Source organism: Pseudomonas sp. SA233 (genome assembly GCF_054792385.1).
Genome location: NZ_CP096449.1, coordinates 4,567,458 through 4,584,796, shown reverse-complemented (window position 1 = coordinate 4,584,796; position 17,339 = coordinate 4,567,458). Strand labels below are relative to the sequence as shown.

The 17,339-nt window shown below is 63.4% G+C and carries 12 protein-coding genes; 2 read left to right on the top strand and 10 right to left on the bottom strand.

What is annotated here, in order from left to right; all coding sequences use genetic code 11:
- Positions 1-26 precede the first annotated feature (26 nt).
- From cmoB to M1D87_RS20995, 7 genes are all read right to left on the bottom strand, one after another.
- A complete protein-coding gene (gene cmoB, locus M1D87_RS21025; RefSeq protein ID WP_003258492.1) occupies positions 27-983 on the bottom strand; it encodes a tRNA 5-methoxyuridine(34)/uridine 5-oxyacetic acid(34) synthase CmoB in 957 nt (318 codons plus the stop codon).
- Entirely contained in the window at positions 980-1,723 is a 744-nt protein-coding gene (gene cmoA / locus M1D87_RS21020) for a carboxy-S-adenosyl-L-methionine synthase CmoA (protein WP_013973988.1), read from the bottom strand. The genes cmoB and cmoA overlap by 4 nt, the downstream gene beginning before the upstream one ends.
- Positions 1,724-1,870: 147 nt before the next feature.
- Entirely contained in the window at positions 1,871-2,263 is a 393-nt protein-coding gene (locus tag M1D87_RS21015; RefSeq protein ID WP_013973987.1) for a protease inhibitor I42 family protein, read from the bottom strand.
- Between the two features lie 170 nt (positions 2,264-2,433).
- Entirely contained in the window at positions 2,434-4,854 is a 2,421-nt protein-coding gene (gene lon / locus M1D87_RS21010; RefSeq protein WP_061550368.1) for an endopeptidase La, read from the bottom strand.
- Between the two features lie 217 nt (positions 4,855-5,071).
- Complete coding sequence (locus M1D87_RS21005; RefSeq protein WP_085721061.1) at positions 5,072-7,483, bottom strand: glucose/quinate/shikimate family membrane-bound PQQ-dependent dehydrogenase; 2,412 nt, start codon at positions 7,481-7,483, stop codon at positions 5,072-5,074.
- Positions 7,484-7,513: 30 nt separating this feature from the next.
- Positions 7,514-8,848, bottom strand: coding sequence for a carbohydrate porin (locus M1D87_RS21000; RefSeq protein WP_013973984.1), 1,335 nt, complete (start codon positions 8,846-8,848; stop codon positions 7,514-7,516).
- 304 nt (positions 8,849-9,152) lie between these two features.
- Positions 9,153-11,204 carry a TonB-dependent receptor gene (locus M1D87_RS20995; RefSeq protein WP_123084907.1) on the bottom strand — a complete coding sequence of 684 codons (2,052 nt, stop codon included), beginning with the start codon at positions 11,202-11,204 and terminating at the stop codon, positions 9,153-9,155.
- A gap of 165 nt (positions 11,205-11,369) precedes the next feature.
- Between M1D87_RS20995 and M1D87_RS20990 the strand changes: the two genes are divergently transcribed.
- Positions 11,370-11,591 carry a VF530 family protein gene (locus M1D87_RS20990; RefSeq protein ID WP_003252112.1) on the top strand — a complete coding sequence of 74 codons (222 nt, stop codon included), beginning with the start codon at positions 11,370-11,372 and terminating at the stop codon, positions 11,589-11,591.
- Between the two features lies 1 nt (position 11,592).
- The gene (locus M1D87_RS20985; protein WP_015271585.1) at positions 11,593-12,228 is read left to right on the top strand and encodes a Pr6Pr family membrane protein; all 636 of its coding nucleotides are present in this window, start codon (positions 11,593-11,595) and stop codon (positions 12,226-12,228) included.
- Positions 12,229-12,510: 282 nt separating this feature from the next.
- Here the strand turns inward: M1D87_RS20985 and M1D87_RS20980 are convergent, their stop codons facing one another.
- The 3 genes from M1D87_RS20980 to M1D87_RS20970 all read right to left on the bottom strand — a co-directional run bounded on the left by M1D87_RS20980 (position 12,511) and on the right by M1D87_RS20970 (position 17,049).
- Positions 12,511-13,272, bottom strand: a complete 762-nt coding sequence (locus tag M1D87_RS20980) for a siderophore-interacting protein (protein WP_123084906.1) — start codon at positions 13,270-13,272, stop codon at positions 12,511-12,513.
- A complete protein-coding gene (locus M1D87_RS20975) occupies positions 13,265-13,810 on the bottom strand; it encodes a PadR family transcriptional regulator (RefSeq protein ID WP_123084905.1) in 546 nt (181 codons plus the stop codon). The genes M1D87_RS20980 and M1D87_RS20975 overlap by 8 nt, the downstream gene beginning before the upstream one ends.
- Before the next feature lie 89 nt (positions 13,811-13,899).
- The gene (locus M1D87_RS20970) at positions 13,900-17,049 is read right to left on the bottom strand and encodes a transglycosylase domain-containing protein (protein WP_041505630.1); all 3,150 of its coding nucleotides are present in this window, start codon (positions 17,047-17,049) and stop codon (positions 13,900-13,902) included.
- Positions 17,050-17,339 lie beyond the last annotated feature (290 nt).

The window sequence follows — 17,339 nt, the reverse complement described above, 5'->3', positions numbered from 1 at the left end:
TTCAGGCGCCCAACCGGGCGCCTTTTTCATTTGCGTGCCAGCAGGGTGGCGCGGCGCGGAGCCGGCAGGCCTTCGATGGTCTTGCTGTGGTCGTTCGGGTCAAGGAAGTCGCCCAACGACTGGTAGCGCATCCACTCGGTGCTGCGCTGTTCCTCGACGCTGGTCACGCTCACGTCGACGCATCGCACATCGCTGAAGCCGGCGCGGCGCAACCAGCGCTCCAAGGCCGGTACCGACGGCAGGTACCAGACGTTGCGCATCTGTGCATAGCGGTCCTCAGGTACCAGCACCTGGTTTTCGTCACCCTCGATCACCAGGGTTTCCAGTACCAGTTCCCCGCCTTTTACCAGGCAGTCCTTCAGCGCCAGCAGGTGCTCGATGGGCGAGCGGCGGTGATAGAACACCCCCATGGAAAACACCGTGTCGAAACCTTCGAGGTTGGCCGGCAGGTCTTCCAGGGCGAACGGCAGGTGCCAGGCGGGCAGCTCTGGCAGGTATTGCTGGACGGCCTGGAACTGGCAGAAGAACAGCCAGTTGGGATCGACGCCAATCACCATGTCGGCACCGGCACCGAGCATGCGCCACTGGTAGTAGCCGTTGCCGCAGCCCACGTCGAGCACGCGCTTGCCCTTGAGGTCCAGGTGCGGGCCAACCCGCGACCATTTCCAGTCCGAACGCCATTCGGTGTCCACATGCACGCCGAACAGGTCGAAGGGGCCTTTGCGCCAAGGCGACAGGCCCATCAGTGCCTGATGCATCTGCGCGCGGGTCGCGTCGTCGCAATCGCAGTCCAGGCGCAGCCCGTTGACCAGGTCGACTTCGCTCGGCTGCAGGGTGGGCAGGGCTTCCAGCGCACCGCGCCAGCGGTCGAGGTCACCGTGGCCCTTCTCCAGCTTGGCTTCCAGTTGCGCTTGCAGGCCTTGCGACCAGGAAGCCAGGGGCGTGCCCGCCAGGCGGCGGACGAGGGGGGACAGATCGATCATGGCAGGGCAATCAACGAGGCGAAGTTAAGGCATTGGAACCAGGGCACCACCTTCGAGAACCCGGCTGCGCGCAGGCGCGCCTGGTGGGCTTCGAGGGTGTCGGGCTTCATCACGTTCTCGATGGCGCTGCGCTTCTGGGCAATTTCCAGTTCGCTGTAGCCATTGGCACGTTTGAAGTCCAGGTGCAGTTCATTGAGCAGGTCTTGCTGTTCCGCATCGGCGAAGCGCAGTTTTTCCGAGAGGATCAGCGCACCACCGGGCAAAAGCGCCTGGCGGATGCGGCCAAGCAGTTCCAGACGCTGGTCGGGGGCGACGAATTGCAGGGTGAAGTTCATCGCCACCACCGAGGCGGGCTCGAATGGCAGGGCCAGGATGTCGGCTTCCAGCACCTGCACTGGCAGCAGTTCCTGGAACATCGAGTCCTGGGCAGTGAGGTACTGGCGGCAACGCTCGACCATCGCCGCGGAGTTGTCCACGGCAATCACCCGGCAGCCATCACTGCGCACATGGCGGCGCAGCGACTGGGTAACGGCACCCAACGAGGCACCGAGGTCGTACAACGCGGTGTGCGGCTGGGCGAAGCGCGCGGCCAGCACGCCGAGGTTCTCGACGATGGTCGGGTAGCCTGGCACCGAGCGCTTGATCATGTCCGGGAACACGCGCACCACATCCTCGTTGAAGACGAAGTCGGGCACTTGCTCCAGGGGCTGGGCGAAAAGGCGGTCGGGTTGTTTGCTCACGGGAGGGCTCGATACAGGGTGAAACGGAGGCGCATTTTAGCCAAAGGCCGCGATTCTTGCCATGGCAGCGCTTCAGGGGCGGGGCGCCGAGGGGCCTCTGCCCCTAACAAGTGGCCGTTCAGGTTGCCCGGGACGGAGCTGCGGCCTTTAGCGGACGATGATCTTGCAGTCGAAGGTTTGTACGGGCGCAATATCTGCGGCCCACGGCTGCTGGTACACAAGCACCAACTGGCCATCGCCGGTTCCACTGGCCTGGTAGCGCCAGGTGGAGACACCGGCATTGCCGACCAGGTCTTCCTCCTCGGGAGCGCTGTACACCTCCGGGCCAAGGCTGCGCAGTACATTGGCGGCGGGGTTTTCGACGCGCCAGCGATAGCCGGTGGATGGGTTGCTGGGCAGGGTCAGTGTCAGCACCTGGCCAACCTGCAGGCGTGTCGGGCATTCGCTTTCTGCGTCCAGTTCGACGGGTTGCGTAGGCTGTTGAGCGCAGGCGGAAATCAGGGCGAAGCTCAGGGGAACGAGCAGACGAGGGGCGGTCATGTTGGCTCCGGAGGCTGGCGATGGCCTGAGGATAACCGATGATCGAGGAGATTTGTGTTGCCTGTGCCGGCCCTTTCGCGGGTAAACCCGCTCCCACAGTGATCTCACTGGGCTCAAGCCCTACGCTATCCCTGTGGGAGCGGGTTTACCCGCGAAGAGGCCAGTGCTGGCTAGAACAGCACTTTGGCTACATCGGCAAAGCGCTTGGCGAAATGCACGGTCAGGCCTTCGCGCAGGTAGTCCGGCAGTTCTTCATAGTCCCCGCGGTTAGGCTCCGGCAAGATCAGCTCGAAGATCTTCTGCCGTCGTGCTGCAATCACCTTCTCGCGCACACCGCCAATCGGCAGTACCTGCCCGGTCAGGGTCAGCTCGCCAGTCATGGCCACCCCTTTCTTCGGCGCCTGGTCACGGGCCAGCGACAGCAGGGCGCTGGCCATGGTGATACCGGCACTCGGGCCGTCCTTGGGCGTGGCGCCTTCGGGCACGTGCAGGTGAATGAACGCTTCGTTGAAGAAACCAGGGTCACCACCAAACTGCTTGAGGTTGGAGCTGACGTAGCTATAGGCGATTTCGGCCGACTCTTTCATCACCTCACCCAGCTTGCCGGTCAGCTTGAAGCCGCGGTTGAGGCTGTGGATGCGGGTGGCTTCGATCGGCAGCGTCGCGCCGCCCATGCTGGTCCAGGCCAGGCCGGTGATCACACCTTTGCCGGCCAGCACCTGCTCGCTGCGGAACACGGGCATGCCGAGCGCAGCTTCCAGGTCCTTGGTGCCAATCTTCAGCTTGGCTTCGGGGTTGTCCAGCAACTTGACCACTGCCTTGCGCACCAGCTTGCCCAGTTGTTTCTCCAATTGGCGTACCCCGGCTTCGCGGGCATAGCCTTCGATCACCGCGCGCAGGGCGCTGTCGCTGATGCCGAGGCTGGTCTTGGCCACGCCAGCCTTTTCCAGCTGTTTGGGCCACAGGTGGCGCTTGGCGATGGCCAGTTTCTCTTCGGTGATATAGCCGGACAGGCGGATCACTTCCATGCGGTCGAGCAACGGCCCGGGGATCGAATCCAGGGTGTTGGCGGTGCACACGAACAGCACCTTGGACAGGTCCAGGCGCAGGTCGAGGTAGTGGTCGAGGAAGTCGACGTTCTGCTCCGGGTCCAGGGTTTCCAGCAGCGCTGAAGCCGGGTCGCCCTGATAGCTCTGGCCCATCTTGTCGATCTCGTCGAGCATGATCACCGGGTTCATCACTTCGACGTCCTTCAGGGCCTGCACCAGCTTGCCGGGCTGGGCGCCGATGTAGGTGCGGCGATGGCCCTTGATCTCGGCCTCGTCACGCATGCCGCCGACACTGAAGCGGTAGAACGGCCGGCCGAGCGATTCGGCGATGGATTTGCCGATGCTGGTCTTGCCTACCCCGGGCGGGCCCACCAGCAGCACGATCGAGCCGCTGATCTCGCCTTTCCAGGCGCCCACGGCAAGGAACTCGAGAATGCGCTCCTTGATGTCATCGAGGCCGGCGTGGTGCTGGTCGAGGACCTTGCGCGCGTGGTTGAGGTCGAGCTTGTCCTTGCCGTACACACCCCAGGGCAGGGCGGTTGCCCAGTCCAGGTAGTTGCGGGTGACGGCGTATTCGGGCGAGCCGGTTTCGAGGATGGCCAGCTTGCCCATCTCTTCGTCGATGCGCTTGCGTGCCTGGTCCGGCAGGGTCTTGCCTTCGAGGCGCTGCTCGAACTGCTCCAGGTCGGCGCTGCGATCGTCCTTGGTCAGGCCCAGTTCCTGCTGGATGACCTTGAGCTGTTCCTTGAGGAAGAACTCGCGCTGGTGCTCGCCGATCTGCCGGTTGACTTCGGCCGAGATCTCGTTCTGCAGGCGCGCCACCTCGACTTCCTTGCGCAGCATCGGCAGGACCTTTTCCATGCGCTTGAGCATGGGGACGCAGTCGAGCACTTCCTGCAACTGGTTGCCGGTGGCCGAGGTGAGGGCGGCGGCGAAGTCGGTGAGCGGCGAGGGGTCGTTGGGGCTGAAGCGGTTGAGGTAGTTTTTCAGCTCTTCGCTGTACAGCGGGTTGAGTGGCAGCAGTTCCTTGATCGCGTTGATCAGCGCCATGCCATAGGCCTTGACCTCGTCGGTCGGCTCGGCGGGCTGGCGCGGGTATTCGACCTCTACAAGGTACGGCGGGCGGTGGTGCTTGAGCCAGGTACGGATGCGTACCCGGGTCAGGCCCTGGGCGACGAACTGCAGCTTGCCGTTTTCGCGGCTGGCGTGGTGCACCTTTACCAGCGTGCCGTACTGCGGCAGCGCCGAGGTATCGAAGTGGCGGTGGTCTTCTGGCGGGGTATCCATGAAGAACAGGGCCAGGCTGTGGTCTGGCGACTTGGCTACCAAGTCCAGGGTTTCTGCCCAAGGGTCTTCATTGACGATGACCGGCAGCACCTGGGCCGGGAAGAACGGACGGTTGTGGATCGGGATCACGTAGACCTTGTCCGGCAGCTGCTGGCCGGGCAGGGCGAGGGCGTGGCCGGTTTCGGCCTGGGGTGTGGTGTGTTCGACTTCGCTGTGTTCGTCGGGATGTTCCGGGAAATCCTGCTGGTCGCTCATGGGGCACCTGCGTGAATGACTATGGTGCTTAGATGGGGCGCGGGGGGATGGGTTTCAATGGTAGTTGAAGGGTGCAGATAGGAGTGATGCCTGTACCGGCCTCTTCGCGGGTAAACCCGCTCCCACAGGTACGGCGCCGAACTTGGGGGGAGCGCCGTACCTGTGGGAGCGGGTTTACCCGCGAATGCGGCAGCAGGTTCACTGCCGCATCTCTGGATTACTCAGCCAGTTTGTAAGCGATGATGTAGTCGCCCATCCTGGTGCCCAGCGAGCCATGCCCGCCGGCAGTCACCAGCACGTACTGCTTGCCATCCTTGCCGCTGTAGGTCATCGGCGTGGCCTGGCCACCCGCGGGCAGGCGGGCTTTCCACAGTTCCTTGCCGTTGTTCACGTCATAGGCGCGCAGGTACTGGTCCAGGGTACCGCTGAGGAAGCCGACGCCACCAGCGGTGACGATCGAACCACCCATGCTCGGCACGCCAACCGGCAGGCCGATCGGCACCGGGGTGCTGTCGCGGGTGGTGCCGTTCTTGTGCTTCCACACTACCTTGTTGGTGAACAGGTCGATGGCGGCGACATAGCCCCAGGCCGGGGCCTGGCACGGTACGCCCAGTGGCGACATGAACGGGTGCATGGTCACCGCGTACGGCGCACCGGTGTTCGGCTGCACGCCGCTGGTCTCGCTTTCGCGCTTGCTGCCCTCGGCCACCTGCTCACGCGGGATCATCTTCGACACGAAGGCCATGTAGTTGGGCGAGGTGAACAGCAGTTGGCGCACCGGGTCGACCGACACGCTACCCCAGTTGAACACACCGACGTTGCCCGGGTAGACCAGCGAGCCTTGCTCGGACGGCGGGGTGTACTGGCCTTCGTAACGCAGCTCGCGGAACTGGATGCGGCACAGCATCTGGTCGAACGGCGTGGCGCCCCACATGGCCTGTTCGGTCAGTTCAGGGCCGAGCAGGTTGAGGTCGGAGCGGGCCTGGGTCGGCGAGGTGTGGTCGCCTTTCACCGCACCTTGCGGGGTGGGGATCTCGCGGATCGGCACGATTGGCGTACCGTCGCGGCGGTCGAGCACGTACAGGCTGCCTTGCTTGGTCGGCACGATGATTGCCGGCTTCACGCCATCGTCGGTCTTCAGGTGGACCAGGGTCGGCTGGCTGCCGACGTCCATGTCCCACAGGTCGTGGTGGGTGAACTGATAGTTCCAGCGAGCCTTGCCGGTGGCCAGGTCGAGTGCGACCACGCCGGCGCTGTACTTCTCGGCGCCCGGGGTGCGGTCGGCGCCCCACTGGTCCGGGGTCTGGTTGCCCAGTGGCAGGTAGATCATGCCGAGGTCTTCATCGACGCTGGCGATCGACCACATGTTGGCCGAGTTGCGGCTGTACATCTTGCCGGGGGCCAGTGGCTGGGTGTCGTCCGGGTTGTTGCTGTCCCAGTTCCACACCAGGTGACCATCGTGTACATCGTAGGCGCGGATCACGCCGGATGGCTCGTTGGTCGACTCGTTGTCGGTGACGTGGCCACCGATGATCACCAGGTCACGGGTGATTGCGGCTGGCGAGGTGGAGTAGTAGCCGCCAGCGGTGAACGGGCCGATGCCGGTGGTGAGGTCGATCACGCCCTGGTTGGCGAAGCCTTCGCAGACCTTGCCGTTGTCGGCATTGATGGCGATCAGGCGGGCGTCCGCAGTCGGCAGGTAGAGGCGGCGAGGGCAGGCCTGGGCCACGGCTTGGCCGGCGTCGGTAATTTTCGGTGCCGGGCTGCCGTCGCGGCTGACGTAACGGTTTTCGTCATAGTACGAAACGCCACGGCAGGTCATGTGGGCAAAGCCTTTGAAGGTGCCGACGGGGCTCTTGACCTGTGGATCAAAGCGCCAGATTTCCGCGCCGGTGTCCGGGTCCAGGGCCAGCAAGCGGCTATGCGCGGTGCAGGCATAGAGCATGCCGTTGACCTTCAGTGGGGTGTTCTGGTTGGTCAGCTCCACAGGGTCGTTTTCGGTCGGCAGGTCACCGGTGCGGATGCGCCAGGCCTCTTCCAGGCGGTAGGCGTTCTGCGGGGTAATCTGGCGCAGTGGCGAATAGCGGTCGCCATGCTCGGTGCGGCCGTAGGCCTGCCATTCACCGTCGGGCATGGCCGGGGCGGCGCTGGCCATTTCGCTGCTGTCGCGGCCCAGTTCGCCAAACACTTCACCGGGGTGGGTGAACTGGCTGCCCAGGGCACAAGCGCCAGATGCTACCACTGCAACGCCGAGCAGCGCAGTGTTGGCCTTGCTGGCCGGGCCGACCAGCGGACGACGCGCCCAAGGCAGCAGCAGGACCACGCCGATGGCAAACCAGATGGCCAGGCGTGGCACCAGTTGCCACCAGTCCAGGCCCACTTCGAACAGGGCCCATGCGGTGCTGCCCAGCAGTACCAGGCCGTACAGGCCCAGGGCGATGCGGCGTTGGGCCAGCAGCAGAATACCAGACAGGGCAAAGCCGATTCCGGCGATCAGGTAGTACAGCGATCCGCCCAGCTGGCTCAGCTTGATGCCGCCAGCCAGCAGGGCCAGGCCCATCAGCAACAGCAGCGCGCCGATCAGGCGCGGTAGCCAGCGGCTTCCATTGTTGGCACCTTCAGTGCTCATCGTAGGTTCTCCGTCAGGTCAAGAAAGGGGTTAGAAACTGCTCTGGATCTTCAGGCCGCCGATCAGGGCGCCATCGACTTGCGACACCCCGCCCGGGTGGCGGATGTACTGCAGGTTGGGGCGTACCGTGAGCCAGTCGGCCAAGTGGATGCCGTAATACAGCTCGGCGCTGTACTCGGTGTCCTGTACCGGCAGGAAACCGGGGTTGTCATAGTCGTCGATGCCGGCGGCCTGGTTGACCAGACGCGCGTTCTTGCGATAGGCAGGGTTGACGTGCACGCGGGCGAGGGCGAAACCGATGTCGTCCTTGGCGCGGGCGTCGAATGGCCCTTTGTATACCAGTCCTGCCTGAACATAGTTGTCGATGGCATTGGTCTTCTTGTCGTGCACCGTGGCGTTGGCGAACAGGCTCAGGCCACGCGACTGGTCGGACGCCAGCGAAGTCACCTGCTGCTGGGCGCCGAGCCACAAGCCGTGCTTGCTCGAACTGCTGCGGTAGGCGGCGCCGCTGAGTGCTGCCGGCTGGCCATTGCTGTCCTTGAGAACATCCTGTGCCTTGGCATTACTGTAGTAGTAGCCGGCGCGATATTCCCCTTTCAGGCCATTGACCTGTGGGCTCCATACCAGTTCGATCGGCATTACCGCGCCTTGGGTGCCGCTGCCGCTGAGCTTGAAGCCGTTGCCCGACTCCAGGTTGGAGGGGTTCTGCTCGTACACGCCGACCTGGGCGTAGAGCGCATCGCTGAGGTTGTAGCGGACGCGCAGGGCCCACTGGCTGACCGGCCAGTTGTACCAGATGCCACCTACCCAGTTGCCTACCTGCGAGCCGCAGAAGGCCAGGTTCTGGAAGTCGCAGGGGAAGCTGTTGAAGTCTTCGCCTTCGCCGAAACGGCCGAATTTCACATCCAGTGCGCCATCGAAGTACTTCTGCTTGATCCACATCTGCGTCAGCCGCCAGGTTTCGCCACGGCCCCAGACCTCCTGGGCCGAGGTGAAGCCGCCGACACGCGGGTCGTTGATACGGTCGTTGCTGATGTTGTCGCCGTGGCGCTCGGTAATGGTCAGCTGGAATTCGGTGTCGTTCCAGCCGAGGATCTTCTCCAGGTCCAGGTGGCTGCCGAAGGTGAACTGGTCGCTGTAGCGCGCGGTGCGGTCGTGATCGTAGCCACCGTGCAGGTTGCTGCCCATCTCGCCGGTGTAGCCAAGGGTGAAGTCGTAGCCTTTTTCCAGCAGTTCGCTGCGGGTGCCACCCCAGTCGCCAAGCATCCATGGCGAATCGCTGGCGAACATCTCGCTGGCGCTGCTGGGAGCCGCCAGGGCGCTGAGGGCAAGGCCGATGTAACAGGTTTTGGGCAGTTGGAGCATGAGATAGCGCTATCTTTTGATTATTGAATAAACGGCAGGCGCATCGAAGGGCGGGCCCCTCAATGAATATGGCGACAAGATGGTTTCGATGAAGCGATTCAGCTTGCGGCGGGGAGGATATAGGGGAAGTTGTAAGAAAAAAAGACAAATTGTCGCAGTGGATTGTTGTTGATATGGCAACAGTCCAGAGCTTGCGAGCTCTTTTGTGGGAGCGGGCGCGCCCGCGAACACCGGCGGAGCCGGTGCCATCCACCGCGTCGGTTTCTTCGCGGGCATGCCCGCTCCCACAGATACTGATTTGCAATCAGAAGGTGGTACGCAGACCCACTTCCACACTACGCCCCGGCGCCGGGGCGATGTCGCGCAGGATCGAACTGGCATAGCGCACGGTCTGGTCCGTCAGGTTTTCGCCGCGCACAAACGCCAGCCACTGGCTCTGGCCAACTTCGAAGCGGTAACCAACGCTGGCCCCTAGCGTGGTATAGCCATCAGTGCTGGTTTCGTTGGCCGGTTTGCGATGCTGAGACGCAGCGTGTTGCACGTCGACCCGCGCCTGCCAGTGGTCCAGCTCCCAGACCAGGCCGCTGTTCAGGCGCAGCGGGGCGATGCGGGGCAGCGGCTCGCCACTGTCCAGGTTCTTGGCCCGGGTGTAGTCACCAGACACTTCCAACGCGAAGCTGCCGTAACGGTTCTCGGCCAGCTGCCAGCGATCCTGGGCCTCGATGCCATAGAATCGCGCCCGCACGCCCTGATACTGGTACTCCGGGAAACCGCCGTGGTCATGATCGTGATCATGGTCGTGGTCATCCTCATCATGATCGTGGTCATGCCCCTCGCGGATGTTGCCGGTGCTGATCAGGCCGATGTAGTTGCGGAAGTGGCTGTAGAACACCCCGACACTGCCCTTGTGGGTGCCGTTGTCGAAACGCAGGGCCAGGTCGGCGGAAACGGCTTTTTCCTTGTTCAGGGTGGCATCGCCGACTTCAAAGGCTCCGGTGGCCACGTGGGCACCATTGGCATACAGCTCGTAGAAGGTCGGGGCGCGCTCGGTGTAGCCGAGGTTGGCGGCCAGCGACCAGACCGGGTCGAGCTGGTACACCGCCCCGGAAGACAGACTGAAGGCGTTGAAACTGCTGGCGCTGTCGGCGTCGGCGAAGTTCTCGTTGCCTTTGGCATCCGGATCGACCCGGGTGTGCTCCATGCGTGCACCCAGGCTCAGGTTGAGGCGCTCGGTGGCTTGCCACTGCTCCAGCATGAACAGCGCCAGGCTGTCGGTGTCGGTGTGCGGGACGAAGGCTTCCTCGCCCAACGCGGAGAATTCGTTGCGGCTGACCTGGGCACCAATCACGCCTTCTACCGGCCCGAGCGGTTGGTGGCGAGCTTCGATACGTGCTTCATAGCCCTTGTTCCTGAAGGTGGTGTGGACCTCGCCTTCTTCGATTTCACGATGCTCGTAGTCGGTGTAGCCAGCATCGACCTTGATCGAAGTGAGCGGGCCGTCCAGGTCGCGCAGCTCGGAGGCGAAGGCGTAATGGTCCTGCTTCATGTCCAGGCGCACACCTGGCTCGGCCACCGAGCCATAGTTACTTTCGTAGCGGCTGTACGACAGGCCGGCGTAACCGTGGTCCCAATGGTAGGCGCCACCCACGGCGCCACCGTCCTGGCGGCCGTCGCTGTTTTCCAGGCGGTGCTTGCTGCCGGGTTCGTCGGCATCGCGCACCTTGGAACTGCGCGCGTAACCGGGGATGCGCAGGTCGTTGAACTGGCGGCTGTTGGCATCCAGGTGCAGGGCGAAGGCACCGTTGCCGGCCTCCAGCTTGCCAGCGCTGCTACGAGTGGTATCGGCGCCGCCGTAGCGCAGTTCACCGGCACCGTGGATGCCCTCGATGGGGGTATCCGGGATGCGGTTGTCGAAGGTATTGACCACGCCGCCGATGGCGTTGCCGCCGTAGAGCAGGGCGGCCGGGCCACGGACGATCTCGACACGGTCGACGGTCACCGGGTCCAGCGGCACGGCGTGGTCGTAGGACAGTGATGAAGCGTCGAGGGCGCCGACGCCATTGCGCAGGATGCGAATGCGGTCGCCATCCAGGCCACGAATTACCGGGCGACTGGCGCCAGGGCCGAACCAGGTGGAGGCGACTCCGGGCTGCTTGTTCAGGGTTTCACCGAGGCTGCCGTGCTGCTGTTGCAGCAGGTTGTCGCCTTCGAGCACGGTGCTGGGGGCGGCCAGCTGGCTGTTACCCAAAGGGTTGGCGGTGATGACCTGGGGCTCGAGCTCCACCGCTTGGCTGGGTGGTGCGGCAAGCCAGAGCGCGACGGCGAGGGGAGAGAGGCGAAGCGGTGTGTGCAGCATGGGGATGGGGCGTTCCTTGGCAGATGCTTTGGTATTGTTACAATATAACATCTCTATTTCAGCACAGAGGTTTTGCGCCTGGCCAGCGGTTTTTCTGTTGACTCACCTGATCCCACCCACCACTACACTCGTGTAAGGTGCGCATCTTTCCTACGGAGCACTGGCATGAGCACGGCCCAACACAACGCGCTGCACGGCAAGACCCTCGAACAGATCCTCACCGAGCTGGTGGCGCACTACCAATGGCAGGGCCTGGCCGAGCGCATCGATGTGCGCTGCTTCAAAAGCAACCCGACCATCAAGTCGAGCCTGACCTTCCTGCGCAAGACGCCGTGGGCACGGGAAAAGGTCGAGCAGCTGTACGTGAAGCTGCAGCGTCAGGCCTGACATGCCGCGTCGCCCCTGGCTGACCGGCATGGCCGTGCTGGGCTGGTTCGGCCTGACCGTGCAGGTGTATCTGGTGCTGCTGGCGCGCTGGCAGGAGCAGGCCAGCCTGGTGGGTGGCCTGATCAATGTGTTCGGGTATTTCACCGTGTTGACCAACACCTTGGTGGCAACGGTGCTCAGTTATGCGGCGTTTGGCCGGGAAGGCCGTGCCAAACGCTTTTTCCTGTCGCCTTCGGTGAGTTCCGCAGTGGCTGCCAGCATCGTGCTGGTGGCATTGGCCTACAGCGTGCTTTTGCGTCACTTGTGGCAACCGCAGGGCTGGCAATGGCTGGCGGACGAGTTGCTGCACGATGTGATGCCCGTGCTATATGCCTTGTACTGGTGGTGCGAGGTGCCCAAGGGCAGGTTGCGGCTATGGCATCTGCTGGTCTGGGCGGTTTACCCGGCGACGTATTTTGCCTACGCGCTTTGGCGTGGGAGCGAGATTGGCGTGTATGCCTACCCGTTCATCGACGTGGCGAGCCTGGGGTATGGGCAGGTAGTGCTCAATGCCCTGGGGGTGTTGGCGGGGTTCTGGGGGATTGGGCTGGTGTTGCTGGGGCTGGATCGGTGGCGGGGGCTGCACAGATTGGCTTGACCTGCACTGGCCCTATCGCCGGCAAGCCAGCTCTCATAGAACAACACATGACTCATTGGTTCGGCGAGGTTCTGTAGGAGCAGCCTTGTGCTGCGAAGAGGCCGGTGCTGACAAAGCCTGTCTATTGGCTCTACCGGCCTCTTCGCAGCACAAGGCTGCTCCTACAAAGGACGCGTCAGACGTGCGATATTGGTTCTCTGCACGACAGCGCAGCCCTTGAGCGCTGCGGGTACCTGTGGGAGCCGGCTTGCCGGCGATAGGGCCAGTGCAGGCGATAAACAATCATTCGTCGTCCGCAGTCCCGTCGGCACGCCAGTAGGCCACAGCCTTGAGCGCATCCTCAGGCAAACCTTTCTCCAGCAACAGTGCCTTGGCCTGGCGGGTCAGGGCTTTTTCCAGTGCTACCCAGCCGTACAACCGGCCTTGCGGCAAGGTCAGGTTCTTCACCAGCGCCAGCAAGTCTTCCTGTTGGCGACGTACCCAGATCACTTCCACCTTTGCCTTGCTTGGCAGTGGCTGGCGTTCCTGCTCGTCTTCGATCTGGATAACCGCCAGTACCTGCCGGCCCGCTGGCAATTCCTCCAGGCGGCGGCCAATGGCCGGAATGGCGGTTTCGTCGCCGATCAGCAGGTAGCTGTCGAAGATGTCCGGCACCACCATCGAAGCCCGCGGCCCGGCGATGTCCAGGGTTTGCCCGGGTGCCGCCTGGGCGGCCCAGGTGGATGCGGGGCCATCGCCGTGCAGCACGAAGTCGATGTCCAGTTCATTGGCCACCAGGTCGATGCGCCGTGGCGTGTATTCGCGCATGGTAGGCCGTGCGCCACCTTCTCGGCCCAGGTTGCGAGCCTCGATGGCTTGTTGTTGCTTCGGCGTTTCGGCGAACAGCAGTTTGATATGGTCGTCGCTGCCCACGCTGGTGAAACCTTGCAGCTCGGCACCCCCGAGAGTGATGCGGCGCATGCGCGGGGTCAGTTCGGTGACCCGCAGCACCTGCAGGCGGCGTTGGCGGATTTCGTGGTTGACGCGGTGAATGGTGTCACTCATGGGGTGTCTCCCTGGCATGTTCAGCCGGCGAGGAGGCGATGGCCTTGGCGGCGTGATTGAGCAGGTCGCGGACCCGCTCGATTTCTTCCGGTGTCCAGCGGCCACTGTGCATGTGCAGTGCGTGGCGCAGGTTGCCGACCGCTTCATGAATCTCTGGTGGGCGGTCGTGGCCGCGCAGAGCGCGCTTGCTGACTTCGATGCGCATGCGCACGCCGTCCAGTGCGACGGCCTGTTCGGCCAGGGCGGTGCGGCCGGCTGGTGTGATGGCATAGAGGCGTTTGCTGCCCTGCACCTGGCCGCTGATCAGCTCGGCCTCCTCGAGGAAGTTGAGGGTGGGGTAGATCACCCCGGGGCTTGGGCTGTAGCTGCCGTCGAACAGGTTTTCGATCTGGCGGATCAGGTCGTAGCCGTGGCCTGGCTGCTCGGCGAGCAGGGCCAGCATCAGCAGCTTGAGGTCGCCGGGAGCGAAGACGCGCGGGCCGCGTTCGCCACGACCTGGGCGCCGCTCGAAGGGGTCATGGGGGGTATGTTCGCGCATGGGGGCTGGGCTCCGTCGTTTGCGATATATCGTAAGATATTACTCAAGATATATCTAAAGACAAGCCCTCAATTGCAGATGATTATCATCTATTCGTTCGATGTGTCCCCTTGCGGTGTGGCTGTATGCACGGCAACCTGCGGCGGCTTGCACTCGTTCGGATTGCCCGGTTGCAGGTAAGGCATGAGAATCGGCGCCATGCCCTTGAGTACCTGCACCGGCAGCGCCGAGGTGAACTTGAAGGCCTCTGCCGAGCGCCCCGGCACGAATGCGGTCAACGTGCCGAAATGGTTGTCACCCAGGAAGAACACGAAGGTGGCGGTACGGTTCAGCGAGCGCGAGCCGATCAGCCGGCCGCCAGCACCAAAGCTTTCGATGCGGTTGTCACCGGTACCGGTCTTGCCGCCCATTACCAATGGCGTGCCGTCCTGCAGCTTGAAGCTGCCGGAAATACGCCGCGCGGTGCCCGCATCCACCACCTGCGACATGGCGCCTTTGAGGGCGCGCGCCACTTCGACCGGCAGAATCCGTACACCCCGGTCCGGGTCGGTGACCAGCTTGGTCTCGTAAGGCGTGTTGGCCGCAAAGTGCAGGGTGTCGATACGCAAGGTCGGCAGACGCACGCCGTCGTTCTGGATGATGCCAACCAGTTCGGAGAGGGCGGCAGGGCGGTCGCCCGAGCTGCCGATGGCGGTGGCCAGCGAAGGCACCAGGTGGTCAAACGGATAGCCCACGCGCTTCCAGCGCTGGTGAATGTCGAGGAACGCTTCGATCTCGACCATGGTGCGAATACGGCTGTCACGGGCGCCCTGATGGCGGCTCTTGAACAGCCAGCCGTAGACCTCCTGGCGCTCGAAGCGGCTGGCATTGACCATTTCGGTCAAGGTCGAACCGGGGTTCTTCAGCAGGTAACCCAGCAGCCACAAGTCCAGTGGGTGGACCTTGGCGATATAGCCCTGGTCGGGCAGGTCGTACTTGCCCGGGCCATAGGCGTCGTACATCTCCGACAGGCGGCCATCGGTCAATTTGCCCAGGACGATCTTGTCACCCTTGAGGTGGGCACGGACGAAGGCGTTGAAGGTTTCCTGGCCAGCCTCGGGGAACAGGTAGCGGTGCACGGCCGCCAACCGTTGCGGGGTCACGCGCATGCTATCGAGGAAGGTGTCCAGGCGCTGCTGCGAGGTCTTGCGCTGGTATTTCTTCCAGAAGCGCATCAGGTAGTTGGTGCCTTCCTTGTCGGCGAAACGGGCCAGGTATTCCTGGCGGCGCGGGTCGGAGTCGTCCTTGAGCAGCGGCACGCGGTTGTACGGTTGCTGGTAGGTCACGTAGCGCACCAGGTCGCGCATCAGGCGGATGAACGGCAGGTTGATCGATTCGCGCAATGCATCCTTGAGGGTTGGGTTGCGGCTGTTGTCTTCCTTGCGGAAGTTGTTGAACACATGCATGCCGCCGCCGGTGAAGAAGGCTTCGCCGGTGTTGGCCGAATACTTGCGTTCCAGCGCGGCATCGAGCATGGCGTCCAGGCTCTGGTTCTTGCTGTTCTGCGCCAGCCATTCCAGCGACCACTGGCTGATGCGGTCTAGCTCGGCGACTTCGACTTTCTTCAACTCGGCGGCTGGCTTGCCGGCGTATTTGTCGTGCAGTTCGGCGATGATCTCCAGATAGGTGGTGAGCACCCGCAATTTGGCGGTTGAGCCCAGCTCCAGCTTGCTGCCTTCGTTGATGTCGAATGGCTGGTCGGTGCTGTCGGTCTGCACCCGCACCCGCGAGCCGTCGGCGGTGCGCTCGAACAAGGTGAAGCTGTAGCTCACCTGATCGGTGGTCTTGGCGGTGAGCAGGCGTTCGCCGATCAAGCCGATCTGCGCCGCGAATTCAGGATCGGCAAGGTTTTTCAGGTACTGGCTGACCTGCAGCTGCAGGTCGGACTGCAGGGTGCTGGTGGCCGACACATCCAGCCGGTCGAGATCGTAAAGCGGGCGGTTGAGCATGGCTGCCAGGCGGTTGCGTGCCAGGCTGATGCCCTTGTTGGTGACGATCGGCACGATGGTCGGTTGCGCCACCCAGTCGCGGTATACCGCCTTGCTGGCCAGTGCAGCGTCGGCCAGTGGCTGCTCGATGACCTTGTTGGCGGCCAGCACGCGGATGTGCGCGTCGGTCAGTTCGGCCAGTTCGAGCCGCCCCTTTGACAGGTAGTGCGACGGCCGGCGCTGGGCAATCATCAGCGACAGCACCTGGCGCAGGGCCAGGCCGCGTGCGGCCATGCTCTCAGGGTCGCTGGCGGTGGAACTCAGGGCCTGGTTGACCTGGTCGAAATCGGCGCCGTACCACACCCGTAGGCCTTCGGCCATGCCATGCACTTCGCCATGCCCAGGTACTGCCGACAGCGGCACGCTGTTGAGGTAGTCCCGCACGATGCGCTGGCGCGCCTCGGTTGTATCAGGGCCGCCCTGATAGGCACGCACGCTGGCGGAAATCATCTGGCGGATCTTCTCGGCGCCGGAAACGGTCAGGCCGTCCGGTGAATGGCGGTACTTTTCAAGCTGCGTGGCCAGGGTGCTACCGCCAGCGGACTGGCCGGGCAGGGCCAGGTACTTGGCCACCTGGCTGTAGGCGGCCTTGGCGAAGCGCGGCCAGTCCACGGCCGGGTTGTTGCGCGGGTCCTTGGTGTCGAGCAGGTCGCGGTTCTCGATGAACAGCAGGCTGTTGACGATAACCGGCGGGATCGCCGCAAAGTCCGGGTACAAGTGTTGCGGGTAGTTGTACTGGTACAGCATGTCGCCACGGCAGTCGGTGATCGACAGGCCAGCCTGGATTTTCTCGATATAGGGGGCGAACAGCCCATGATCGACGTAGTTCATCAACGCCGGCGAGAACTTCACCTGCTCGCTGATCAGGTAGTCGCGCTTGAGCAGCCGCGGCAGGAATTCGCCCAGGGCGCTGTAGCCCAGGCGTTTGTCGAACGGCCCTTCGCCGGGGTAGACGATGGCATCGCTGGGGCCTGGTTGCAGCGAATAGGTGAGGGTGCTGGCCAGTTTGCTGAATTCCCGCGACTGCAGGTTGGAGGTGCGGAATTCGTCATATGCAGCGAAGCCGATGGCAACCAGCGCCACCAGCAGGATGAGGATGATCAGCCGCCACCATAGCCGACGCTGACGGGGGGACTTTGGTTGTGGCGTCTCGGCCGGAGGTATCTCGGGTGCTTCCGTTCTGCTTGGTTCCGATTGCCACAGTGCGCCCATAGTCTTCTATCCGGCCAGGTATTTTCGTCTTGCTTGTCTGAAGCTTAGACGTTGAGCGGGTCAGGTGAAAAATTTGTAAGAGACGGAGAAGGTGGCGTAGGGCTATGCGGCTTTGGTGTGGGTTTCTTCATACGGCGATGTTGCTATGGTGGCCGGGCGATTTTGGGCCGCTTCGCGTCCCATTCGCAGCACAAGGCTGCTCCTACAGGGGAATGCGTATCCATTGTAGGAGCAGCCTTGTGCTGCGAATGGGGTGCGAAGCGGCCCCAGAGATCTAGCTGAATATTCCT

What these genes read in the sequence shown, in the direction of transcription:
- cmoB (WP_003258492.1), bottom strand. Translation starts at nt 983, where the DNA reads ATGATCGATCTGTCCCCCCTCGTCCGCCGCCTGGCGGGCACGCCCCTG.
- M1D87_RS21015 (WP_013973987.1), bottom strand. Translation starts at nt 2,263, where the DNA reads ATGACCGCCCCTCGTCTGCTCGTTCCCCTGAGCTTCGCCCTGATTTCC.
- lon (WP_061550368.1), bottom strand. Translation starts at nt 4,854, where the DNA reads ATGAGCGACCAGCAGGATTTCCCGGAACATCCCGACGAACACAGCGAA.
- M1D87_RS21005 (WP_085721061.1), bottom strand. Translation starts at nt 7,483, where the DNA reads ATGAGCACTGAAGGTGCCAACAATGGAAGCCGCTGGCTACCGCGCCTG.
- M1D87_RS21000 (WP_013973984.1), bottom strand. Translation starts at nt 8,848, where the DNA reads ATGCTCCAACTGCCCAAAACCTGTTACATCGGCCTTGCCCTCAGCGCC.
- M1D87_RS20995 (WP_123084907.1), bottom strand. Translation starts at nt 11,204, where the DNA reads ATGCTGCACACACCGCTTCGCCTCTCTCCCCTCGCCGTCGCGCTCTGG.
- M1D87_RS20990 (WP_003252112.1), top strand. Translation starts at nt 11,370, where the DNA reads ATGAGCACGGCCCAACACAACGCGCTGCACGGCAAGACCCTCGAACAG.
- M1D87_RS20985 (WP_015271585.1), top strand. Translation starts at nt 11,593, where the DNA reads ATGCCGCGTCGCCCCTGGCTGACCGGCATGGCCGTGCTGGGCTGGTTC.
- M1D87_RS20980 (WP_123084906.1), bottom strand. Translation starts at nt 13,272, where the DNA reads ATGAGTGACACCATTCACCGCGTCAACCACGAAATCCGCCAACGCCGC.
- M1D87_RS20975 (WP_123084905.1), bottom strand. Translation starts at nt 13,810, where the DNA reads ATGCGCGAACATACCCCCCATGACCCCTTCGAGCGGCGCCCAGGTCGT.
- M1D87_RS20970 (WP_041505630.1), bottom strand. Translation starts at nt 17,049, where the DNA reads ATGGGCGCACTGTGGCAATCGGAACCAAGCAGAACGGAAGCACCCGAG.